We start from the raw sequence: 24271 nt of genomic DNA, 5'->3' as shown, positions 1-24271 counted from the left end.
GGCATGGGCTGCCGAAGGGAACAGCCAGCGGTAAGAAGTTCGAGCGAGTACCGGAGAAACAGACTTAGGAAGTAGACGATGCTACAGGAGGCGAGAGAATTGCCCCGAATGGACCCTAAGTTCCATTGTCCAGAGGCATGCCGGAAAGTCCAGTCCCCTAATGAAATTTTCAATGAGCAATTGGAAATTTTGTAGCTTGCACCCAATGTCCCAGAGGACTGGAAATACACTGAAATATGTTTTCAACAGATACTATACGAGGAGGTTTGGATATGAACGAACAGTTAAAAATGGAGACACCGATCCATGAACCCATTCCAAACGAAGAGGCCCGCAGAAACGCGGTAGCTACGCAAGCCCTTGTAGAGCTGGGACAAACTGCAGTTCCAACGCCTGAATCCAACATATTTTGTCTCACGATTATCGGCCAGATCGAGGGACATATGCTTCTGCCGCCTCAAAACAAGACGACGAAGTATGAGCACGTCATTCCTCAGCTTGTTGCGGCTGAGCAGAATGCCAAGGTTGAAGGATTACTGTTGGTGTTGAATACGGTAGGCGGCGATGTGGAAGCCGGCCTGGCGATCGCGGAGATGATCTCATCCATGTCCAAGCCGACGGTTACCATTGTGCTGGGCGGCGGACATTCGATCGGCGTTCCGATCGCCGTGTCCGGCAATTACTCCATCATTGCGGAGACCGCCACGATGACGATCCACCCGATCCGCATGACGGGACTTGTGATCAGCGTGCCGCAAACATTCGATTATCTGGACAAAATGCAAGAACGGGTCGTAAAATTCGTCGCCCGGCATTCAGGGATAAGTGCGGACAATTTCAAGGAGCTGATGTTCAAAACAGGGGAGTTGTCGCGGGATATCGGAACGACCCTCATCGGGGAGGAAGCGGTGAAGCACGGGCTGATCGATGCGGTAGGCGGCCTCGGAGAGGCGTTAACCGAACTGAATCGCCGCATAGGAGAGCGCCGGGCGCAAAACACGCAAGCGGGCAGAGTTCCGATTATGGCACAAGCCATGCAGGGAATCAATCAAGGTGTGCAGCCCATGTCCGCCGGGGTACAGCCAGGGGCAGGAATGATGCCGCCGATGGGTCCTGGGGGCGGGGTGCAATGACGATATATACCTCTGTACCCTTGGAACTGGTATTGGACGGCTTTCAGAACGAACCGGGACCTTTTGTAGAAGTGACGGTGAGAGGGATCAAAATGCAAGTGGAGCCGCTGTCGCCGGGAATAGGCCGCATTGTTCGTCTGCTGGATGCTCCGCTTCAGAGCTATCTCCGTCCTGAATTAACCCCCGGCAGCACAGTGCAGTACGCGGATGAGGGGACTCCTTACCCTCTGCGGAGAGCGAGCTATAACGCAGTTCCCTTAGACTCGGTCTTGGTCGAATACGGATCTTCTGCCAACCTTCCATCAACTATGGTATAATGTTGAACCGGGAGGTGGCATACTTGGCCAAACGCAAAAAGAAAAGGGCCTCGTTCGGAGCGAACTTGAAATATGAGATTTACGGCATCCTGTTGATTACGCTCTCCATGATCGCCATCTCTGGGGAAGCGGCAGTCGGACGGTCGCTCTCCAAGCTGTTCGCATTTTTGCTCGGAACACATTATTACTTTCTCGCCTTGGCCGGCATTTGGGCCGGCTTGTACGTAATGATTAGACGGGCTTGGCCTCGGGGCTGGACATCGAAAAGATCCGGCTTCGTTTTAGTTACGCTGATTTTGACGCTTTGGAGTGCAATGGGCGATATAGACAAAAGCTTGGGCGCCATGGACGGCATCACCGCCTCCGGAATCGTCGCGCAGACGTCCGCTCAGCTGAAGGAGCAATTGTGGCAGGTGCCTCCGTCTCAGGACGTCCCCGTCATGCAAAAAGACATCGGCGGCGGAATCGTCGGCGCCGTGCAATATTCCATTTTTTACTGGATGTTCGGGTATTACGGAGCCAAGTTTATTCTCATCATAGAAATTGCGATTGCATTGATGCTGATTACGAATCGTTCCTATGTCGAAATGGCGCGCACGATACGACTCTTTGTACTTAGAGTCTCGCCTCTGATCGCCGCGCGCTTTTCTTCCGGCCGGAAGCTGCTTTCCGCGAAAGCGGTTCCTGTCAAAGGCCCGAAGAGAGCGGTGGTGCAGACTCCGATGGACAGCCTGCCGGAGGACGACGGGCTGGACGAAGCGTCGCTCATGCCTAAGCAGCGCAAAGCTCCGTTGTTCTTCCAACTGTTTCATGGCAAGTCGGAACGTGAGATGAACCTGCCTCCCGAGGACAATTGGGAGGAGGAGGATCCGGTTTACCAGCCGGGCAGGCGACAACAGGGTCCGCGTGAACATCATAACGACGGCGCTGCGGAAGATGCGTCGGTGCGGAATAACGAGCAGCAGTCCGCTGGACCTCGGTTTACGGATTTCACTTCGCAATCATACGCCGAGCCGCCGTGGGAGGCCGACGCGCATGAAGAGCCGATCGCGAGCGACCCGGCTGCGGTACATAACGAATCGGATAAGTCTGAAGGAGCGGTTACGGAAACGGACCCTGCGGCTAATACACAGCCTGCGCCAGCTAAACCGGCCCGTAAGCCTCAGAAGCCTTACCGCCTTCCCAGTCTAAATCTTTTGGACAAGCCGGCAGCGGCGGGCAAATCAGGGAATGCCAATGACTACATGAACACTGCCCGCAAACTCGAAGCCACACTGGAAAGCTTCGGTGTACGGGCAAAGGTATTGGACGTGGCTAGAGGGCCTGCCGTCACGCGATATGAGCTTCAGCCTGACGTGGGCGTTAAAGTAAGCAGAATCGTGAGTCTTACGGACGATATCGCGTTGGCATTGGCAGCGAAAGACATCCGTATGGAAGCGCCGATACCCGGCAAATCCGCGATCGGTATTGAGGTCCCGAACAATGAGGTGAGTGTGGTTACACTCCGTGAAGTGCTGGAAACCCAGCCTTTCAAAGAGTCGCCGGCCAAACTTACCATCGCTTTCGGCCGCGATATATCCGGCCAACCGATCGTGGGCAACCTGGCTCGCATGCCGCATATGCTGGTAGCGGGCGCCACCGGCTCCGGTAAATCCGTTTGTATTAACGGTATAATCACCAGCTTGCTTTACAAAGCGAAGCCGGATGAAGTGAAGTTTCTCATGATCGATCCCAAAATGGTTGAGTTGAATGTGTACAACGGTATCCCGCATTTGCTCGCACCGGTCGTTACCGATCCCCGCCGGGCTTCACTGGCCTTGAAAAAAATCGTGGTGGAGATGGAAAAGAGATACGAAAGCTTTTCCAAATCGGGAACGCGAAACATTGAAGCTTATAATGCGCTCATGTTGAGCGGCGACAATCCGGATGGCGTTCTGCCTTACATTGTCGTTATTGTAGATGAGCTCGCCGACTTAATGATGGTCGCGGCCGGCGATGTCGAGGACTCGATTACGCGGCTTGCCCAGATGGCACGGGCCGCGGGGATCCATCTTATTATCGCTACCCAGCGGCCTTCGGTAGATGTCATTACCGGTGTCATCAAAGCGAACATTCCCAGCCGGATCGCGTTTGGAGTATCTTCCCAGGTCGACTCGCGAACCATTCTGGACATGGTCGGCGCCGAAAAACTGCTCGGCCGCGGCGATATGCTGTTTCTCCCGATGGGAGCATCCAAGCCCATTAGGGTTCAAGGAGCTTTTTTATCGGACAGCGAGGTAGAGTCGGTGGTCGCTTATGCGAGGGGACAAGCCGAGGCTGAATACAACGAGGATCTGGTTCCGGAAATAGATGAGACGGACGGCCAAGCTCCGGACGAGATCATGGATGAACTGTTTGATCAGGCCGTGCAGATTGTTTTAGACGCCAAGCAGGCCTCGGTTTCGCTGCTTCAGCGGCGCATGAGAATCGGCTATACACGCGCGGCGCGTCTGATCGATTCCATGGAGGCCAAAGGCATTGTTGGCCCTTATGAGGGCAGCAAGCCTCGTGAAGTGTTGATGACAATGGAACAATACCAGCAGCGAATACCTTCTTGATGATGAGCCTGCATACCTTTTTAAGGGTATGCAGGCTTTTTTTGCTTGAGAAAATGGGTATAAGAGCCTTTCTCTTTTCTCATACTAACGGGCGAATAACTTGTATTCCTTCTCCTTATTTACAAGGACGGGTGAGGAATACGACACTCGGAATGAGAAAGGCGTGACCTCAAGTGAGTTATCGTCTGGTGATTTTGACGGTATGTTTGGTATTCGGATTGCTCGGTCTCTATACGCTTCAGCATACGGGGCAAAGCCGCGAAACTTTCAGTGCCGCTACCCTTAAGCAGGGATCCGCCGGTAAGGATGTTTACGAACTTCAGGGGCGTCTCAAGGCGCTGGGGTTTTATAACGGCAAGGTGGACGGCAACTTCGGGCCGACAACGAAAAACGCAGTGACGTGGTTTCAGTGGAAATTCGGCATGAAATCGGACGGGGTGGTCGGCGCCAAAACAAAGCTGAAGCTATGGCAGGCGACCAAAAGCTGGAGACCGACTGCCGAAGACGTTCCGCAAGGAGGAGCGGCGGGTGGAGCTGCTGGCGGAGCCGCTGGCGGAGCCGCGCCGGCATTGCCGGCTTCCAACACAAATGGGTTATCGGAGAAAGAACTGAGAATCATGTCTAACGCAGTGTACGGTGAAGCAAGAGGCGAGCCGTACGAAGGACAGGTGGCCGTAGCCGCCGTCATCCTGAATCGGGTGAAGTCGTCAGAATTCCCGAACACCCCCACCGGGGTTATATTCCAGCCTGGCGCGTTCACGGCCGTGGCGGACGGACAGATCTGGCTGACACCTAACGCTACGGCAACAAGAGCCGTCAAAGACGCCTTAAGCGGCTGGGATCCCACCGACGGATGCCTGTACTATTTCAATCCCAAGACGGCAACTTCGAAGTGGATTTGGTCCCGGCCGCAATATAAGACGATAGGGGAGCATATCTTTTCCCGTTAGCGTCGGTTAAGCCCCTGCTGCCAACATTTGCTTCCGCATTGTCCAATCAGTTAGAATGGGGCTGAATTAGTATGCCGGAGGGCTTGTCGATTCGGTGTCCTCCGGCCATCTGCGACTCTATTTAAAGGGGCTTATCAATCATGTCGGAACAATTCCAAAGAGGCGTTGTGGGCCGGCTTCGTCTGCACGTATTGCCGACGAAACGTTTCAAAACCTTCGCCTTGTCTTTGTTTGCGGGAGTTCCTTTGTCAGAGTCCGGGGTGACGCCGATTGCGCTCACCCCTTTTGTTCTGCGCAGGGGAACGCAGAGTTATCCCGAGACCATCTCGTTCCGGGAGAAGCTTGATGAGTTATACGGCGCCGGTTTCGGCTTCGACCTCTACACGCGGGGATCATCAGATCGTCCAGTTTCGTCTGGATATCATTAACGACCGTTTCGTGTCGGCTGGGGATTCGCTGCTCGGCGAAGCGCTGAAGTTCCTCGGCGGGGTTGTCACTGCTCCTGCTTTGGAGAACGGACATTTCCGCCCGAAGTATGTGGAAGCCGAAAAAAACGACAGTCAGCAAAAGGATAGACGCCATCATCAACGATAAAATCCGCTATGCGGCCGAGCGCTGCGTAGAGGAAATGTGCAAAAAACGAACCTTATCGGCTGCCCGCTCTCGGACGCAAAGAAGATCTTCCGGGGTTAAATGCAGACAGTCTGTTTCAGGCTTATCAGAATTGGCTGCAAAATGCCTCGTTCGATCTGTACGTGTCAGGAGACACGAGCTTGCAGGAAGTGGAGTCGATCGTCTCCAAAGCCTTCCGGCTGCCCTCGGGACAACCGTCGACATATGCGGCTCCTAAGGTCATTGCAGGGCGTGAACAGGTACAAACGATTCAAGAGAGGCTGGACGTGGCTCAAGGGAAGCTGAACATGGGGCTTCGCGCAGGAGCGACTTACGCGAGCGATCAATATCCCGCATTACTGGTGTATAACGGTCTTCTGGGCGGCTTTCCCCACTCGAAGCTGTTCGTGAATGTGCGCGAAAAAGCGAGTTTGGCTTACTACGCCTCTTCCCGACTGGATGGGCATAAAGGGATTTTGACGATCCAATCGGGGATTGAGATCGTCAATTATGAACGGGCGGTTGCGATCATCCGCGAACAAATCAGCGAGATGAAGGCGGGTAATTTCGCGGCCGAAGATCTTGGCAGAACGCAAGCGATGATCATCAACCATCTGCGGGAGCTTCAAGATTCGGCGTTCGAGCGAATTTCATTCGATTTTAACAATGTCGTGTCCGGAATCGAGCGCACCGGGGAAAGCTTCATTGCGGACATACAGTCGGTGACACCCGAAATGGTGACGTCGGCCGCTCAAGGTGTGCAGCTGGATACGATCTACTTTTTGCGCGACCGAAAGGAGGAGAGCTGATGGCGGTTACTGAGTATCCTAAACTCCAGGAGAAGCTGTGGCACGAGAAGCTGGATAACGGACTTGAGGTATTCATTCTGCCGAAACCGGGTTTCACGAAGACGTACGCAACCTTCAGCACTCGGTTCGGCTCGATTGATAACCGTTTTACGACACCCGGAGGTCAGACCATTAAAGTGCCTGACGGCATCGCGCACTTTCTCGAGCACAAAATGTTTGAAGAACCTGAAGGAGACGTGTTCTCCAAATTCGCTTCAAAAGGAGCGTCAGCGAACGCTTATACCAGCTTTGACCGGACGGTGTATCTGTTCTCCGCCACTCATGAAGTAAGCGCCAACTTGGACACATTGCTTGATTTTGTCCAGAACCCTTATTTTACGGATGAGAATGTGGAAAAGGAAAAAGGCATCATCGTGCAAGAAATCGAGATGTACAAGGATAACCCGGATTGGCGGGTCTATTTCGGGCTGATCGAAGCGCTGTATCGGGAGCACCCGGTGAGCATCGATATCGCGGGTACGCCGGATTCCGTCCGTTCGATCACGAAGGAGATGCTGTATGATTGCTACCACACCTTCTATCACCCCGCGAATATGACGTTGTTCGTTGTGGGCGGGGTCGACCCTGAAGCGACTATGGAGCAAGTAAGGCGTGATCAAGCGGGCAAATCGTTCGGTCCGGGCGGCGAAATCGTGAGGTTGTTCGAGCAGGAGCCCGAGCAGGTGAGAACGGAGAAAAAGGAAATAAATCTGCCGGTCTCTCTTCCGAAATGCTTGTTCGGTTTCAAAGAGCAGCCTGGTGAGGAGCAAGATTCGATTCGGCGTGAGCTGGCGAGCAAATTGATGCTGGAAACCGTGCTGGGCGCCAGTACCCAGTTATATCAACAATTGTACGATGACAACTTGATATCGGACAATTTCGGACACGAGTATAACACAGGTCCGGGCTACAGCTTCTCGATCATCGGCGGAGAGACGAGGGATCCGGACGAACTGGTGCAAAGAGTCAGCCAGGCGTTATATGACGCAGCGAGCGGCGGCATTCCGGCGGATATTTTCGAGCGTACCCGCCGTAAAAAGATCGGCGGTTACCTGCGTATGCTGAACAGCCCGGAGGCCATTGCCAGTGAATTTACCCGTGTCCGGCAAAAAGGCGGAGATTTGTTTAAATTGGTGGACATTTATGAAAGCTTGACGCTTGAAGAGGTAAACCAACGTGTGCGCGAGCACGCGAAGCCGGAGCAGCGGGCAATCTCCGTGGTAAGGAGCGGGTCGGATTGACGCGTACGGCGCTGGTCACGGGAGCCTCCCGCGGTATCGGAGCCGCGGTGGCCCGCCGGCTGGCGGCGGACGGCGCCGATGTCATTATTCATTATTTCTCATCGGAGGCGTCCGCCCAGACGGTGGCAGAGGACTGCCGGCGCTTCGGGAATGCTGCGCTTCTGGAACGGGCGGACTTGCGCACGGGAGACGGGATAGCAGCCTTGAAACGCAATCTGGAACGAGCCGGCCGTACGCCGGATATCGTCGTGCATTGCGCCGGTATTTCCCACTATGGCTTGGTGGACCAGGTCGATGATCGCATCTGGGACGAACTCATGAATATACATTTAAGGACCGCGTTCTATTTAACGAAGTTGTTTGCCCCTTCCATGGTGTGGAACAGATGGGGACGTTTCGTCCATCTGTCCAGTGTGTGGGGTGTAGTCGGCTCCGCAGGCGAAGCGGTATACGCGGCAGCGAAAGGCGGCGTAAACGCGTTCACGAAGTCCACGGCTAAAGAAATGGCTTCGGCAGGCGTTACGGTGAATGCGGTCGCGGCAGGGGCTGTGGATACGGATATGCTTGCCGCGTTGTCCGCGGATGAACTTAAGGCGGTGTGCAGCGAAATTCCGCTGGGAAGGCTGGGCCGGCCCGAGGAGGTAGCGGAGCTGGTGCGTTTTCTCGTCTCTGAAGATGCGCGGTACATAACGGGACAGGTGCTCGGACTGGATGGCGGATGGCAGTTGTAAATCCTGTGATGCTGACGTTTCCGCATAAATGAGGCCTTAAACGGACATATTAGCGTTGAGTTTTAATCCCCATACCCGTTAGGAGGCTGCTCAATGTCTACCGTTATGAATAATTTTGAGACGTGGAAACAGTTTCTGGGAAATCGTGTGGCTGCGGCCAAAAACCTCGGTGTCGACCAACAAGATATCTCCAAGCTGGCGTATGAAATCGGAGAGTTCCTTCATGACCGGGTCGATCCGAAAAACGACGAGCAGCGTGTATTAAGAGAATTATGGGATGTCGGCGACGAAAACGAGCGTCAAACAATGGCCGGCATGATGGTTAAGCTGGCGCAGTCCAATTCTTAATCGATCGGTATTTATGGAAAGCCTCCCTCAGGAGGCTTTCTGTCCTCTTTCCTTGTTAGGTCTTTGGAAGTAAAAACCTATTTTATTTTGCAGGATAATGGCGAGCGTTGTAGAATAAACATGAAAGTGTCGAAAGGCATTATTTTTCCGTTTATTTGAATGAGGTGTGTCATGGAACCCAAACAATGGTATATGGAGTATAAAATCCACAAAAATCGTCCCGGTCTGCTGGGGGACGTCGCGTCGCTGCTTGGGATGCTCGAGGTCAATATTCTGAGTATTAACGGAGTTGAAGACAGAACGCGAGGCATGCTCCTCCAGACGGACGATGAGGAGAAGATCGAGTTGCTGGGCAAGATGCTTGCCAAGGTCGAGAATATAACGGTGAACACCTTGCGTCCTCCGAAACTGACCGATATTCTGGCGGTTCGGCACGGGCGATACATTGAACGTGATTCAGACGATCGCAAGACCTTTCGATTTACCAGGGACGAGCTGGGCTTGCTCGTCGATTTTCTCGGGGAGTTGTTCAAAAGGGAAGGCAATCAGACGATCGGGCTGCGCGGCATGCCGCGGGTCGGCAAGACGGAATCCATCATCGCGGGCAGCGTGTGCGCGAACAAACGGTGGGCGTTCGTCTCTTCCACCATGCTCCGCCAAACGGTACGCAGTCAGCTTTCCGAAGAAGAAATGAACCCGAATAACGTTTTTATCGTCGATGGTATTGTAAGTACGATTCGTTCTAACGAGAAACATTACGGACTGCTGCAAGAAATCATGGCGATGCCTTCAACCAAGGTGATCGAGCATCCCGATATTTTCGTAAGGGAATCGCAGTTTGATTATGATATTTTCAATTGTATCGTGGAGCTGCGGAATACGCCTGAGGAAGAAATTACGTACGAAAACTTCACAACAGCCGGGCTGAACGATGAGTTCTGACTACATACGCGGGCACCAAGATAATCCGGAGGTGAGAGGCAGTGTCTGATTTAGGCGAGGTCTTGCGTACTGCGCGGGAGAAGCGCGGCTATACGCTGGACGATGTTCAGGAAATTACGAAAATTCGCAAAAGGTATTTGGAAGCCATTGAGACGGGGGATTATAAGATACTGCCTGGCTCGTTCTATGTGCGTGCATTTGTGAAAACGTACGCTGAGACGGTAGGGCTGGACGCCGAAGAGGTGCTTCGGCTGTATCAGCAAGAGCTGCCGAAGGCGACCGCGCCTGAGACGGTGTTGGTTCAACCCCAGATCAAAAGCAGCAGCCGAAGCGTTCAGCACAGCGACCGATGGGGTAAAGCCGCTGTATCTCTGCTCATGTGGGCTTTTCCTATTCTCATAGCAGTCGTCATTTATGTGTATTATATTAATACCAAGTCTGCCGAACCTAACGAGCTGGCCCCGCAGACCCCGCCGATCAGCTCGGACACTGGGACACCGACGCCAAGTCCGACAGCTTCAGCGGCGCCGTCTCCTTCACCTACCGAGTCGGCTTCACCAAGTCTGACTCCGAACAGCACGGTGACAGTTTCATTCAAGGAAACGCGCGGCAGCACGCGATATTACGAGATTTCTCCCGAGGGCGGCCACAAATTGGAAATAGACATCACCGGCCGCTGCTGGGTCGAAGTTCGAGACGGCGGAAGAAGCGGGAAGAAGCTTCATTACGCGAGTGTCGACACTCCTCAAACTCTGTCTTTTGACGTGCCTGGCGTGTTCTATATCAGCATCGGACGCTCGGATCTCGCTACAGTCAAGATCGACGGTGTACCCGTTGACGACGGGGATAAAGCGAATCGCAGCAGACTGCTGTTCACACCGGTTGCCGCTGCGCCTGCGCAGTAACCACGCCGCATAAACTTTTCATACTCCGGTAATCCTACTATTGATATTTATAGTCCACGTGACCGGAGGGAATGGGAATGGCACTCAGCTGGATTGTGAGCGGTCTCGGCATCATCGTCAGCCTGCTGGGCTGGTATTTGACGCCGAGCGCTTGGGGATACGGCATACTCGGTTTCGGACTCGCACATATCGTGCTCGGAATCCTGGACATGCTAAGGGAGCCGGTCCGCTCCCGCTAAGCTTTACCTAACGTATAAGCCCTCTGTGGAGGGCTTTTTGTTTTCTGTGCGAATAATTGTCATGCTATAATAACTTCAAAAGCCGGATAACAAGAAAGGGAGACAAAGGTTATGGCGTCGGAGTATTCTTTTGATATCGTATCTAAAGTAGACATGCAGGAAGTGAACAACGCGGTTCAGCAGGCGATGAAGGAAATTGAAACCCGGTTTGATTTCAAAGGAAGCAAAAGCAAGATTTCCTTGGAAGGGGAACAGCTCGTAGTCGCTTCCGAAGACGAATATAAGCTCAACAGCGTCGTTGATATTTTGCAGTCCAAGCTTATTAAACGGGGAGTTCCTATCCTGAACATGGACTACGGCAAAGTTGAGCCGGCTTCCGGCGCGACCGTTCGGCAGACCATCAAGATGAGACAGGGCATCGACCAGGAAAATGCGAAAAAAATCAATATTATGATCCGGGACTCCAAGTTAAAAGTGAAAAGTCAAATTCAAGGCGACCAGCTGCGGGTCACAGGAAAAACGAAAGACGATCTGCAGGCGGTTATGGCTCTCCTCCGAGGTGCCGGAATGCCTCTTGAGCTTCAATTTATCAATTATCGATAAGGATCGCGCGTTTTGACACGTCCAAGGGGTTCATTTATACTGTTGTGCATAAGAACTGACGAACGTTTGGGGGAAGTCATCCATGCCAGAGAAAGTCAGCGTCGTCACGCTCGGCTGCGAGAAAAATTTGGTCGATTCCGAGATCATGTCCGGCCTGGTGCATCAACGGGGTTACTCACTCGTCGATAAGCCGGAAGATGCGACCGTAGACGGAGAGGTATTCATTACCCGATGCCGTTCCGAGATCGGCGAGATCCGCCGCGTTCGTATCACGCATGCGTATGAATATGATTTATCAGGGGAGGGAATCGCGTGAACCTCGCCAACCGGATCACGTTGATACGGATCTTTATCGTGCCGATCATGACGTTTTTTCTGCTTGTGAAGCTGGATGTTCAGCCGCTCACAGTAGGAAATTATTCCATTTTGTATAACCAGGTGTTTGCGCTTCTGCTGTTTATCATTGCGGCAAGCACAGACGGACTGGACGGCTATATTGCGCGTAAACACAAAATCGTCACCAATTTGGGCAAACTGCTGGACCCTCTGGCAGATAAGCTGCTGGTAGCGGCTGTTCTTATCTCGATGGTTGAGACTCAGATGCTTGCCGCTTGGGTGGCTATCGTCATCATCAGCCGTGAATGGGCGGTTACGGGATTAAGGCAGGTAGCCCTGCTGGAAGGCACTGTTCTAGCGGCGAGCAAATGGGGTAAATGGAAAACAGCAGTGCAAATCACGATGATCATCGTGCTGCTTCTGAACAATTTCCCTTTTAACTTTATCGATTTCCGGGTAGACCTATATGTCGTATGGGCTGCAGTGCTTATTACGGTGTACTCCGGCATTGATTATTTCGTCAAAAATAAAAACCTGATTCCGGTGGGCGATCCGTCTACAGGCGGACAAGGTTCGAACGAGGTGCGGCGGAATACATGAGAGCAGAGATTATCGCTGTCGGCACGGAGCTGCTCCTCGGTCAGATCGTCAACACCAACGCCCAGTATCTGTCGAAAGGTTTGGCAGAGCTGGGCATTGATGTTTATTATCAGACTGTAGTGGGCGACAACAAAGATCGTTTGATCGAAGTGATACGATTGGCGCGCAGCCGGGCGGATCTCCTCGTTTTCACGGGGGGCCTCGGGCCGACGATGGATGATTTGACCCGCGACGCGCTTGCCGAATATTTGGGCCGTGATGTTGAGCTTCACGAGCCGACGATGAACAAAATCGAAAGCTTGTTTGCAGGACGCGGAATGACATTCGTCGAAAGTAACCGCCGCCAGGCGTTACTGGTCGAAGGGGCAACCCCTTTGCGCAACGATACGGGGCTCGCGGTCGGTAACGCGTTGAGCGTCGACGGTACGCATTATTTGCTCCTCCCGGGACCGCCGCGGGAGATGAAGCCGATGTTCGACAACGACGGTACGGCTTGGTTGAAGCAATTGACGGGTGAAACCTTGAGCCTCCATTCCGTGATGCTGAAGTTCGCCGGCATCGGCGAGTCGCTGCTTGAGGAAACGTTGATCGATCTCATCCGGGAACAGAATGACCCGACCATCGCCACCTATGCCAAAGAAGGGGAAGTTACCGTCCGCGTGTCGACCAAAGCGAGGGATAGCGCTGAAGCGCAGCGGAAGCTGGAGGCGGCATTGACGGAAATCCGCCGGCGGACGGAGTCTTATCTGTATGCAGAGGAAGACGTGTCGATTGAATCGAAGGTTGTGCAGTTATTGACCGAACAACGCCGCACGGTATCGCTTGCAGAAAGCTGCACGGGCGGCATGGTGTCCCAGCTGATCACGATGATCCCTGGGAGCGCCGATGTGTTTCAGGGCGGAGTGGTCAGCTACAGCAACCTGATGAAACATCGGCAGCTGGGTGTGCCGAACGAACTGCTGGATGGCCCTGATGCGCCTGGAGCGGTCAGCGAAGAGACGGCAGCCGCAATGGCGGAGGGCGTGCTGAAAGCGGCCGACTCCGACTTCGCTTTGTCGGTAACCGGTGTCGCCGGTCCGGCAGCTTCCGAAGGCAAGCCGGTTGGCCTCGTCTTCGTAGGCCTTGCGCAGAAAGGGCAGCCGACCAGGGTGGACAAGCTGCAGCTCTCGGGCGACCGGGAGGGCATTCGCCTCCGTGCTGCCAAGCGCTCGCTGTACACGCTGTGGCAAGCGTTGACAGGGCGGGCATAAGGTGTGCGCTTGGAGGCCTCGCTGTCTGCTGCAGCGAGGCTGAGCGGCCTTACAGCTGGTAGTTGAGCGAGTGTGCACGCGTGTAATGCGATTTACTCCTCTTACAGCGTGGAGTTCAGCCCGTGTGCATCGTGAAAGTCGATTTACCCGTCTTCCAGCTTGGAGTTCAGCCAGTGTGTATGTGTTTAAGGCTGTTCACCCGCCTTACAGGTCGAAGTTAAGCGAGTGTGCATCCATGTAAGGCTGCTCACCCGCCTTACAGGTCGAAGTTGAGCGAGTGTACATGCGTGTAAGGCGGCTCACCCGCCTTACAGGTCGAGGTTTCAGCAAACTAGGATTGTGCAAGCGCTGACGGTTTCGGTGAGCAGCGCTTTAAACTTACTGCCAAGGCTTGTCAACAAAAGACGGTTATGATACATTACTGTTGAAAGTTGCGGAAGAACCGTAGCGAAGAATACTTTGCTGCGGTTCTTTTTTCGGAAAAGAATCGAACAAATGTTCTCAAAATGCTTGGCAAATGCTTGAAAAACCAGTATGATGAAAATATCAAAGGATAAGGATGTGGGTGTGTTGTCGGATCGTCGCGCCGCATTAGACATGGCCTTGCGCCAGATTGAGAAGCAGTTCGGCAAGGGCTCGATTATGAAGCTTGGGGAGAACTCGCATCTGCAGGTTGAAACGGTCTCCAGCGGAGTTTTGGCATTAGATATAGCACTGGGGATTGGCGGATATCCGCGCGGTAGAATTATTGAGGTATACGGACCTGAATCGTCCGGTAAGACAACTGTGGCGCTTCACGCGATTGCAGAAGTACAACGCGCTGGCGGACAAGCTGCATTCATTGATGCGGAACATGCTCTGGACCCGTTGTATGCCCGCAATCTCGGCGTCAACATCGACGAGCTGCTGCTCTCCCAGCCAGACACCGGCGAACAGGCTTTGGAAATTGCCGAAGCGTTGGTGCGCAGCGGTGCTGTCGATATTGTCGTTGTAGACTCCGTTGCAGCGCTCGTTCCTAAAGCGGAGATTGAAGGCGATATGGGGGATTCCTTCGTCGGTTTACAGGCGCGGCTCATGTCTCAGGCGATGCGGAAGTTGTCCGGGGCGATCAGCAAGTCCAAATCGATTACCATCTTCATCAACCAATTGCGTGAGAAGGTCGGCGTTATGTTCGGTAATCCGGAGACGACACCGGGCGGACGCGCGTTGAAGTTCTATGCCAGCGTACGTTTAGACGTTCGTCGTGTCGAAGCGATCAAACAAGGCAACGATGTCGTGGGTAACCGGACCAAGATTAAGGTCGTTAAGAACAAAGTCGCGCCACCCTTCAAGCAAGCGGATGTTGATATCATGTACGGAGAAGGCATCTCTAAATACGGCAGCATAATCGATATCGGTGCGGAGCAGGATATCGTCCAGAAGAGCGGCGCATGGTTCTCGTATAACAGCGAGCGTCTCGGTCAAGGCCGCGAGAATGCGAAGCAGTATTTGAAGGATAATCCGGATGTTTCCGCGCAAATCGAGAAGCAAATTCGCGATGCTCTGCTCAGCTCATCCCCAACGAGCAAAGCTGCCTCTTTCGCTGCAAGCGATGACGACGATAGCGAATTCGAAGAGGATTAATGGCATTAAGTATTGAGAACCCCATACTTATACAACTCATATGACAGCTAAAGGCGGCATTTATTGCCGCTATTTGCTTTTTCCGGAGGAGGGATCGCAGTGTACAAGTCGAGAAGGACAGGAAAAGGCTATGGCTGGACCGGCAGTCGACAAAAAAAGTCAGCAAATGCTCCATCCGGATTGGCCGGCGAGCTTGAGGGCTCGCCGAATACAAGCGATGTTCCATCCGGATTGGCCGCCGAACTCGAGGACTTGCCTATTACCGGCGCCACGATCGTCGCTGTCGAGGCTCATCCCAAACAATCTCACATGTACCGGCTTGCACTTAAATTAGAAGTCGGTGAAGCGCCGCCTGATGTAGAAGGTGCGCACGATGATACTGAGCATGATCAAGCCGGCCGCGATTGGCCGTCTGAAGTGGATGCCTTGATCGCAAGTGCCCAGTTGGCAGGGCCCGAAGCCGAAACCCTGCTTACCGTGCATGAGGATACCCTTGTCAGCTGGCGCCTTCTGAAAGGGCGCCGGTTATCGGCCGAAGAGTATGCCGAGTTAAAAGAAGATGAACAGAAAGAGGAAGCTTACCGCACGTCACTTGGAATGTTGGAAAGAAAAGCGCGGACGACGGCAGAACTGTCTAAATCCTTGAAACGCAAAGGGTTCAGCCCTGAGGTCATTACCGGCTGCTTGGAGCGTCTGCAGCAGCGGGGTATGTTGGATGATTCGGCATTTGCCAAGCGCTTCACGGAGCAGCGGGCGGTATCCCAACGTAAGGGCAGGCTTTTGATTCGGCAAGAACTGCTGCAGAGGGGCGTGCGCCGAGAAGAGATCGATGCTGCGCTAGGTGAGCTGGACGGAGAGCTGGAGCAGAATTCAGCTTTAGTTCTAGCACGCAAACGCTGGCCGAATATAAAAGGTAATGACAGGGAAAGAAAGCAGAAATTGATGGCGATGCTAATGCGCCGCGGCTTCCCGGGCAGTATCGTGAAGACTGCGGTACAGCAAATTGCCGCGGAATCCGCGGATGAAGAAGCCTGGTTCGAGTTCGACCCGGATGTCGGAACGGATCCCGATGATTCACTAGATTAATAACCTAAGCGCACACGTGTGGGCATAGAACGTATATCGTTGCTTGACAATCTATTTTCGCAAAAGATAAAATGATTTTGTATTCCATCTTTCATTCCGAACCCTTTTCCCTTCCAAAAAATGATTCGGAACGCGTTTTTTCGACTTTTATGCTTTGCTCACATGTAATCAAACGGTTTGGAAACCGGAAAATCAATTGAATAAGTGTCCCCAAGCGGTTGCCTTGGTGATGCAACGAGGAGGTGAGAGACCATGGACTTTAGTATCTGGGTCTTGATCGTTGTCGTTGTTGGCGCCCTTTGCTTTGGGATCGGTTATGTCGTACGCAAATCCATTGCGGAAGCCAAAATTTCCAGTGCCGAACAGGCCGCGAGTCAAATTGTCGAAGCCGCTAAGAAAGAAGCGGAAGCCATTCGCAAAGAAACCGTGTTGGAAGCCAAAGACGAGGTGCATAAGCTCCGTAACGAAGCGGAACGCGATATTCGCGAACGCCGGAACGAAATTCAACGCCAGGAAAGGCGGCTGCTACAAAAGGAAGAGTCGCTGGATCGCAAGCTCGAAGCGTTGGAACGCAAAGAGGAGCAAGTCGCCAACAAAGAGAAACGAGTTGAAGAGACCCAAGAACAGATTGAATTGCTGCATAAGCGGCAGGTAACGGAATTGGAACGCATTTCGAGCTTGTCTACTGAAGACGCTAAGCAGATGATTTTGTCGACAGTGGAACAGGAAGTGCGCCACGAGACCGCGCAGTTAATCAAAGAAATCGAACAACAAGCCAAAGAAGAAGGCGACAAGAAGGCCCGCGATATTATCTCTCTTGCCATTCAACGTTGTGCTGCGGATCATGTGGCCGAAACGACGGTATCCGTCGTCTCGCTGCCTAATGAAGAGATGAAAGGCCGCATCATCGGCCGTGAAGGCCGAAACATCCGTGCGCTTGAGACGTTGACGGGGATCGACCTCATCATCGACGATACGCCGGAAGCGGTCATTCTGTCCGGTTTTGATCCGATTCGTCGTGAAATTGCCAGAACTTCACTTGAGAAACTGGTTGCGGACGGACGGATTCACCCGGCCCGCATCGAAGAGATGGTGGAGAAATCCCGCAAGGAAGTCGACGAAAGAATTCGCGAATACGGCGAGCAGGCAACTTTCGAAGTGGGCGTGCATGGCCTTCATCCGGATCTGATCAAAATTCTCGGCCGTCTGAAATTCCGGACGAGCTATGGTCAGAATGTGCTGAAGCACTCGATGGAAGTCGCCTACCTGACTGGCCTTATGGCTGCGGAACTTGGAGAAGACATTACGCTAGCCAAACGCGCCGGCTTGCTGCACGATATCGGCAAAGCGCTCGACCACGAAGTGGAAGGTTCGCATGTCGAGATCGGCGTGGAATTAGGGAAGAAGTACAAGGAACATCCGGTCGTCATCAACAGTATCCATTCTCATCACGGAGATGTAGAAGCGACTTCGGTCATCGCAATGCTCGTCGGCGCTGCCGATGCGCTCAGTGCAGCCCGTCCGGGCGCACGCCGCGAAACGCTGGAAACCTACATCCGCCGGCTTGAGAAGCTGGAGGCCATCTCCGAGTCTTTCGAAGGCGTCGAGAAATCGTACGCGATTCAAGCCGGACGCGAGGTTCGCGTTATGGTGCAGCCGGAGAAAATCGACGATACGGAAGCGTTCCGATTGGCTCGCGATATCACGAAGAAAATCGAGGGTGAGCTGGATTATCCGGGTCACATCAAGGTTACGGTCATTCGTGAAACCCGTGCCGTCGAGTACGCGAAATAATTTACAAAATGCAGGGAAGGCTGAAAAGTGGCTGCGGCAGTTGCAGCCACTTTTCCTTTTAGAACGGACGGTGAGAATATGAGAGTTGTTTTTATTGGAGATATTGTCGGCAATGTCGGACGTGACACCGTAAGACGGCTCATTCCGTGGATCAACGACAAATATCATCCTCACATTATTATAGCCAACGGTGAGAACGCCGCCGGCGGCCGCGGGATTACCGCAAGCATCACGCGAGAGCTGTTCGAATGCGGCGTTCACGGCATCACGATGGGAAACCATACTTGGGATAACCGTGAAATTTTCGAGTTTATCGATGACGAGCCAAGGATGATTCGGCCGAGTAACCTGGCACCGGGCACCCCGGGCCGAGGCAGCATGATTATCAAAGCGAATGGCAAATCGCTCGGCGTTGTTAATTTGATCGGCCGCACATTTCTGCCTCCGGCAGAAGATCCGTTCCGCACCGCCGATGAAGAGATTGAGCAGCTGCGCCGGACAACGAAATGCATATTGGTCGATTTCCACGCGGAAGCGACAAGCGAAAAAGTAGCCATCGGCTGGCATTTGGACGGTTATGCTTCATTGCTGGTCGGTACGCACACCCATGTTCAAACGAATGATGCACGGATTCTTCCTGAAGGCACAGCGTATGTCACGGATGCGGGAATGACGGGACCTCGGGACGGTGTGCTCGGAATGGAGAAAGAGGCGGTTGTTCGTCGTTTTCTGACCGGGCTGCCAGCGCGTTTCACCGTGGCAGAAGGCAAGTGGGCTCTTAATGGAGTCTATGCCGAGCTAGATGAATCGACGGGCAAGGCGCAAAAAGTGCAATTGATCAGCGTAGATGAAGACTCGTGGATTGCCACTTAAACGTTACACGTACTTTCATGACCGGATCGGAATTGAAAAGAAGGAATTTTCGCCGGGGTTACCGAATAATATGCCTTAGTGGGCCCATCCTTCGATTTCCGCTAGATTCCCGATGCAACCGATGTAGTGCCTGCGTAATATTCGGTTGTTCTGATGCACAACCGATTTAGTTAGCAATGCGGCACGTTGGTTGTCATAAGAGGAGGTACTGGTCATGGAAGTTTTAAAGGTTTCAGCAAAGTCCAATCCAAACTCCGTTGCAGGCGCACTCGCTGGTGTACTTCGCGAACGCGGAGCAGCCGAACTGCAGGCTATTGGCGCCGGCGCACTCAATCAGGCGGTTAAAGCGGTCGCTATTGCCCGCGGGTTTGTCGCACCGAGCGGGGTAGACCTGATTTGCATCCCGGCTTTTACGGATATTGTAATTGACGGGGAAGACCGGACGGCGATCAAGCTAATCGTCGAACCCCGGTAAGGGCAAAGAAAAAGAATTTGCAATTCGTCGACCTGTTTCTATGATGTCTTTTGAAGTCTCGTGACCTTGTTGCGACACTGAAGGCATCGTTGCAGCAGGTTTTTTTGTGCGGTTAGGACGTTACCCATTTGTCTGTATAGGAGGTTAATCTGTGAGGGTGGCAGATCTGCACGTAGATGTTCTTTGTAAAATGCTTGAGCATCCCGATGCCAAATGGAGCGAAGCCGATTCACCGCAGAACAGCGCCGGCGCAATATTCGATGCAACTCCGGAACGGTTGAGACAGGGCGGGGTCATGCTTCAAGTGTTTGCGCTTTATGTGCCTGACAAGGTGCCCGGCAACCCGGAGTCTGTCATGCACGCAGCGGAGTTGTACTGGAGTCAGGTGCTTACCGTGTCGGGAATCAAGCTGATCCGAAGCGCAGCCGATCTGAAGTCTGCTTTGAATGAGGGCACAACGGGTGCTCTCCTCTCCCTCGAAGGGGTTGACGCGCTGCAAGGCAACTTCTGGACTCTGAAGCTTCTGCACCGTTTGGGACTGCGCTTGCTGGGCCCTACTTGGAATCATGCGAACTGGGCGTGCGATGGGGCGATGGAGCCTCGCGGAGGCGGATTTACTAAGGCCGGCAGGCAATTGATATCGGAATGCCAAAATTTGGGTATCCTAATAGATGTATCTCACCTATCAGATCAGGGATTCTGGGAAATAGCCAATTGTGCAGCGCGCCCTTTTTTTGCTTCCCATTCCAATTGCAGAGCGATACGGAATCATCCCCGAAACCTTACCGACAGCCAGATCCAAACTCTCTTATCTGCGGGAGGCCTCATTGGGCTCACATTTGTACCGTGGTTTCTAACTAGCTCGGAACCTGCCAATATAAATGATATAATGAAACATATCGAGCATATTTGCGCGCTCGGCGGAGCAAATCAGGTAGGTTTCGGATCGGATTTCGATGGTGTCGACCGTCATGTGCAAGGATTGGAACATCCCGGCCGCTATACGGTTCTTGCTGATACGCTGCTGAGACATTATCCGGAAAGTGTCGTAAAAGGTATAATGGGCGAAAATGCCGTTCGTTTTTTAATAAAAAATCTACCAAACTGAACCGTTCGGCTAACATCCATCTCGAATCGGCAATGATTCGATCGAAAAGAACTATGTGTAAATCCTACGTTTTGTCTTGCAATTTGGACGGCTCAAACATAAAATTTATATGGTCAATGAATAAATTTTATTAAAAATATTGTCGAAAAAATTAAGAAACACACATTTAGAGGAGATGGGCACTGTGATCAGTCAACTGTCATGGAAAATTGGCGGCCAGCAAGGGGAAGGCGTGGAAAGTACGGACCGTATTTTCTCCACGGCGCTGAACCGGCTGGGCTATTACCTTTACGGGTACCGTCACTTTTCCTCGCGGATTAAAGGCGGACACACGAATAACAAAATCCGCATCAGTACAAAGCCGATTCGCGCGATTTCAGACGATTTGGACATTCTCGTGGCGTTTGACCAGGAGAGCATTGATTTGAATGCGGGCGAATTGCGCCCAGGCGGTGTCGTTGTTGCCGACGCGAAGTTCTCGCCAACGATTCCGGACGGCATTCAAGCTCGTCTGTTCGCGGTACCGATTACGGCGATTGCGGAAGAGCTCGGCACTTCCCTCATGAAAAATATGGTCGCTTCCGGCGCTTCATGGGCGCTGCTCGGCTTGCCGATGGAAGTATTCAACACAGCTGTAGAAGAAGAGTTCGGTCGTAAGGGTCCTGCAATCGTAGAGAAGAACATCGAAGCGGTCCGCCGCGGCGCAGAGTTCGTTCTGGAACAGGCAGGCGGTCCGCTCGACGAATTCAGGCTGGAAGAAGCGGACGGGAAGCAGAAGCTGTTCATGATCGGCAATGAAGCGATGGCGCTTGGTTCGATCGCTGCAGGCTGCCGATTGATGTCGGCTTATCCGATTACTCCGGCTTCGGAAATTATGGAATATTTGATCAAGAAGCTTCCTAAGTTCGGCGGTACAGTTGTTCAAACCGAGGACGAAATTGCTGCCGTAACGATGGCAATCGGCGCGAACTACGGCGGTGTGCGCACGATGACAGCTTCTGCCGGTCCCGGTCTTTCGCTCATGATGGAAGCAATCGGCCTCTCCGGCATGACGGAAACACCGCTTGTTATCGTAGATACCCAGCGCGGCGGTCCTTCAACGGGCTTGCCGACGAAGCAAGAGCAATCCGATATTAACGCACTGATCTACGGTACGCACGGCGAAATTCCGAAAGTCGTCATCTCGCCAAGCACGATTGAAGAATGCTTCTACGATATGGTCGAAGCTTTCAACATCGCTGAAAAGTACCAAGTACCGGTTATTATCGCTACCGACTTGCAGTTGTCCCTAGGTAAACAGTCTTGTGAAGCGCTGGACTTCGAGAAAATCGAAATCAACCGCGGCAAGCTGGCACAAGGAGAACTGCCGGCACTGGAAGACAACCATATGTTCAAACGTTACGAGTGGACGGAAGACGGCATTTCGCCTCGTGTGCTGCCGGGCATGAAAAACGGCATCCATCACGTAACCGGCGTAGAGCACGATCAGGAAGGAAGACCTTCCGAGAATGCGCTGAATCGCGAGAAAATGATGGACAAACGTTTAAATAAAATCAAGTCCTTGCGCATCACGAACGCGATTAAAGCAGATGCTCCGAATGCGAATCCGGACTTATTGATCATTGCTATGGGCTCCACCGGCGGAACGATTGAAGAAGCCCGCGATCGACTGACGCAAGAGGGCATCACTACCAACCGGATCATGGTGCGCCAAATGCATCCTTTCCCGACCGACCTGCTGCAGCCTCATCTGGATGCTGCCAAGAAGATTGTTGTTCTGGAAAATAACGCAACCGGTCAATTAGCTAACCTGATTAAGCAAAACAACGGCTCACACGACAAAATCCGTAACATGCTGAAGTACGATGGAACGCCGTTCCTGCCTTCGGAAATTCACAAAGCCTGTAAGGAGCTGAACTAAGATGGCCACATTTAAAGAGTTTCGTAACAATATCAAGCCGAACTGGTGCCCGGGCTGCGGCGACTTTTCCGTACAGGCGGCGATTCAGCGCGCGGCGGCTAACAGAGGACTGGAGCCGGAACAACTGGCGGTTATTTCGGGGATCGGCTGTTCGGGCCGGATTTCCGGTTACATCAACGCTTATGGCCTGCATGGTATTCACGGACGTGCGCTTCCGATCGCGCAAGGCGTCAAGCTTGCAAACCGCGAGCTGACGGTAGTCGCTTCCGGCGGTGACGGAGATGGATTCGCCATCGGTATGGGCCATACGGTTCATGCGATCCGTCGTAACCTTGATGTTACGTACATCGTAATGGATAACCAGATTTACGGTCTGACCAAAGGCCAAACCTCGCCGCGCAGTGCGGAAGGCTTCAAAACGAAATCGACACCGGAAGCTCCATCGAGTCCACGCTGTCGCCGCTTGAAATTGCGCTGTCCGCCGGCGCTACTTTCGTTGCTCAATCTTTCTCCAGCGATCTCAAGCAGCTCACTTCACTGATCGAGCAAGGTTTGCAGCACAAAGGCTTCTCTCTCATCAACGTATTCAGCCCTTGTGTGACATTCAACAAAGTGAACACATACGACTGGTTCAAGGAGAACATCGTTAACCTGGAGCAATACCCGGATTACGATCCTTCCAACCGTGTCGTTGCTATGAACAAGATCATGGAGACGAACGGTATGCTTACCGGTCTGATCTATCAGAACAAAGAGCGCAAATCCTACGAGAATTTGATTACAGGGTTCAAACCGGAAGGGCTCGCCAAACAAGATTTGCAGCTCTCCCGCGCTGATTTTGACAAACTGCTCACTGAATTCAAATAATATACAACTTTATAAGAGGCGCACGGGTTTGTCCCGTGCGCCTCTTGCGTTATACTTAGGGTGTCGAAACATACTGACAAGGAGGTCGTCAACGATGTCCGATACCAAGAAAGTACCGGTCGGCGTATCCGCACGGCATATACATTTGTCATTGGAGCATGTGGATGCTTTGTTCGGTAAAGGAGCGACGCTAACGGAGTTGAAACCGTTGTCCCAGCCTAAGCAATATGCGGCGCACGAGATGGTTTCGGTCCATGGACCGAAAGGGTCTTTTGCTAAAGTGCGCATCTTGGGCCCGGCACGACAACTGACGCAATTGGAAATCTCAAGGACGGATGCCTTCACGCTCGGTATCAATCCTCCCGTTCGCCAATCCGGCAGCATCGAAGGCACGCCCGGAATCCGTATCGTCGGCCCCGCCGGTGAGGTCACCATTGAGCAAGGCGTGATCGTGGCCGCCCGCCATATTCATTTTCATACTGCCGATGCTGAGCGGTGGGGGATTCAGGATCAACAAATGTTGAAGGTGCGTGTAGGCGGTGAACGCGGCGTGGTATTTGAACAGGTGCTCGCGCGCGTGTCGGATCAATATGCACTGGACATGCATATCGACACAGACGAAGGCAACGCCGCAGGCGTCACCCCCGGCACCTTCGGTGAAATTATTGACTGAGTAAAATAGCAAGATGAAGCAGATAAGAATGCGGCGAGGATTCATACGGGTACGGAGGAAAAGGGGTGGTACGGAAAGTGGAACGGCCGCCTTTAAAATCTAGTTGTTACCATGATCTATCATTCAGACAACTTGATTTTAACAGCGGTGGAGTGCCATCCCTTTTTCGCAGTACTTTTCGTGTGAATCCAATGTCGCA

The 24271-nt window shown here is 52.9% G+C and carries 22 protein-coding genes and 2 pseudogenes; all 24 read left to right on the top strand.

Annotated elements, in window-relative coordinates:
* The first annotated feature begins 272 nt into the window (after positions 1–272).
* The 24 genes and pseudogenes from SD71_RS12560 to pduL all read left to right on the top strand — a co-directional run bounded on the left by SD71_RS12560 (position 273) and on the right by pduL (position 24072).
* Positions 273–1133, top strand: a complete 861-nt coding sequence (locus SD71_RS12560) for a ClpP family protease (protein WP_082034217.1) — start codon at positions 273–275, stop codon at positions 1131–1133.
* Positions 1130–1450 carry a YlzJ-like family protein gene (locus SD71_RS23070; RefSeq protein ID WP_082034216.1) on the top strand — a complete coding sequence of 107 codons (321 nt, stop codon included), beginning with the start codon at positions 1130–1132 and terminating at the stop codon, positions 1448–1450. The genes SD71_RS12560 and SD71_RS23070 overlap by 4 nt, the downstream gene beginning before the upstream one ends.
* A gap of 23 nt (positions 1451–1473) precedes the next feature.
* Positions 1474–4047: a DNA translocase FtsK gene (locus SD71_RS12550; protein ID WP_041063710.1), complete on the top strand. Its 2574-nt coding sequence runs from the start codon at positions 1474–1476 to the stop codon at positions 4045–4047.
* Positions 4048–4220: 173 nt separating this feature from the next.
* Positions 4221–4997, top strand: coding sequence for a spore cortex-lytic enzyme (sleB, locus tag SD71_RS12545; protein WP_041063708.1), 777 nt, complete (start codon positions 4221–4223; stop codon positions 4995–4997).
* A 140-nt stretch (positions 4998–5137) separates the two neighbouring features.
* Positions 5138–6418: pseudogene (gene yfmF / locus SD71_RS12540) on the top strand (EF-P 5-aminopentanol modification-associated protein YfmF).
* Complete coding sequence (gene yfmH / locus SD71_RS12535; protein ID WP_041063707.1) at positions 6418–7698, top strand: EF-P 5-aminopentanol modification-associated protein YfmH; 1281 nt, start codon at positions 6418–6420, stop codon at positions 7696–7698. Before yfmF ends, yfmH begins: the two are co-directional and overlap by 1 nt.
* Positions 7695–8429: an elongation factor P 5-aminopentanone reductase gene (gene ymfI / locus SD71_RS12530; RefSeq protein WP_041063706.1), complete on the top strand. Its 735-nt coding sequence runs from the start codon at positions 7695–7697 to the stop codon at positions 8427–8429. Before yfmH ends, ymfI begins: the two co-directional genes overlap by 4 nt.
* A gap of 93 nt (positions 8430–8522) precedes the next feature.
* Positions 8523–8777, top strand: a complete 255-nt coding sequence (locus tag SD71_RS12525) for a DUF3243 domain-containing protein (protein WP_041063705.1) — start codon at positions 8523–8525, stop codon at positions 8775–8777.
* Positions 8778–8948: 171 nt separating this feature from the next.
* Positions 8949–9719 carry a DUF3388 domain-containing protein gene (locus tag SD71_RS12520; protein WP_041063704.1) on the top strand — a complete coding sequence of 257 codons (771 nt, stop codon included), beginning with the start codon at positions 8949–8951 and terminating at the stop codon, positions 9717–9719.
* A gap of 41 nt (positions 9720–9760) precedes the next feature.
* The gene (locus SD71_RS12515) at positions 9761–10624 is read left to right on the top strand and encodes a RodZ domain-containing protein (RefSeq protein ID WP_052476217.1); all 864 of its coding nucleotides are present in this window, start codon (positions 9761–9763) and stop codon (positions 10622–10624) included.
* Between the two features lie 77 nt (positions 10625–10701).
* Positions 10702–10863 carry a hypothetical protein gene (locus SD71_RS24220; protein ID WP_165418314.1) on the top strand — a complete coding sequence of 54 codons (162 nt, stop codon included), beginning with the start codon at positions 10702–10704 and terminating at the stop codon, positions 10861–10863.
* Positions 10864–10974: 111 nt separating this feature from the next.
* Positions 10975–11466, top strand: coding sequence for a YajQ family cyclic di-GMP-binding protein (locus tag SD71_RS12510; protein WP_041063703.1), 492 nt, complete (start codon positions 10975–10977; stop codon positions 11464–11466).
* An 82-nt stretch (positions 11467–11548) separates the two neighbouring features.
* Positions 11549–11782, top strand: coding sequence for a hypothetical protein (locus tag SD71_RS26225; RefSeq protein ID WP_041063702.1), 234 nt, complete (start codon positions 11549–11551; stop codon positions 11780–11782).
* Positions 11779–12402, top strand: a complete 624-nt coding sequence (pgsA, locus tag SD71_RS12500) for a CDP-diacylglycerol--glycerol-3-phosphate 3-phosphatidyltransferase (RefSeq protein WP_041063699.1) — start codon at positions 11779–11781, stop codon at positions 12400–12402. The genes SD71_RS26225 and pgsA overlap by 4 nt, the downstream gene beginning before the upstream one ends.
* Positions 12399–13652, top strand: coding sequence for a competence/damage-inducible protein A (locus tag SD71_RS12495; protein ID WP_041063698.1), 1254 nt, complete (start codon positions 12399–12401; stop codon positions 13650–13652). The genes pgsA and SD71_RS12495 overlap by 4 nt, the downstream gene beginning before the upstream one ends.
* A 570-nt stretch (positions 13653–14222) precedes the next feature.
* Positions 14223–15275, top strand: a complete 1053-nt coding sequence (gene recA, locus SD71_RS12490) for a recombinase RecA (RefSeq protein WP_041063697.1) — start codon at positions 14223–14225, stop codon at positions 15273–15275.
* A gap of 99 nt (positions 15276–15374) precedes the next feature.
* The gene (locus SD71_RS22260; protein ID WP_052476216.1) at positions 15375–16361 is read left to right on the top strand and encodes a regulatory protein RecX; all 987 of its coding nucleotides are present in this window, start codon (positions 15375–15377) and stop codon (positions 16359–16361) included.
* A 252-nt stretch (positions 16362–16613) separates the two neighbouring features.
* Complete coding sequence (rny, locus tag SD71_RS12480) at positions 16614–18155, top strand: ribonuclease Y (protein WP_041063696.1); 1542 nt, start codon at positions 16614–16616, stop codon at positions 18153–18155.
* Between the two features lie 78 nt (positions 18156–18233).
* Positions 18234–19028 carry a TIGR00282 family metallophosphoesterase gene (locus tag SD71_RS12475; protein WP_041063743.1) on the top strand — a complete coding sequence of 265 codons (795 nt, stop codon included), beginning with the start codon at positions 18234–18236 and terminating at the stop codon, positions 19026–19028.
* Between the two features lie 214 nt (positions 19029–19242).
* A complete protein-coding gene (spoVS, locus tag SD71_RS12470) occupies positions 19243–19503 on the top strand; it encodes a stage V sporulation protein SpoVS (protein ID WP_027084382.1) in 261 nt (86 codons plus the stop codon).
* Between the two features lie 151 nt (positions 19504–19654).
* Complete coding sequence (locus SD71_RS12465) at positions 19655–20611, top strand: dipeptidase (RefSeq protein ID WP_041063695.1); 957 nt, start codon at positions 19655–19657, stop codon at positions 20609–20611.
* 184 nt (positions 20612–20795) lie between these two features.
* Complete coding sequence (locus SD71_RS12460) at positions 20796–22532, top strand: 2-oxoacid:acceptor oxidoreductase subunit alpha (RefSeq protein WP_041063694.1); 1737 nt, start codon at positions 20796–20798, stop codon at positions 22530–22532.
* A 1-nt stretch (position 22533) separates the two neighbouring features.
* Positions 22534–23399 (top strand): annotated as a pseudogene (locus SD71_RS12455) (2-oxoacid:ferredoxin oxidoreductase subunit beta).
* A gap of 94 nt (positions 23400–23493) precedes the next feature.
* Positions 23494–24072, top strand: coding sequence for a phosphate propanoyltransferase (pduL, locus tag SD71_RS12450; RefSeq protein ID WP_041063693.1), 579 nt, complete (start codon positions 23494–23496; stop codon positions 24070–24072).
* The last annotated feature ends 199 nt before the right edge of the window (positions 24073–24271 follow it).

Source organism: Cohnella kolymensis, from assembly GCF_000829465.1.
In the GTDB taxonomy this organism is placed as follows: domain Bacteria; phylum Bacillota; class Bacilli; order Paenibacillales; family Paenibacillaceae; genus Cohnella; species Cohnella kolymensis.
Note: the sequence above shows the minus strand (reverse complement) of the source record. Positions and strands in the feature narration are given on the sequence as shown.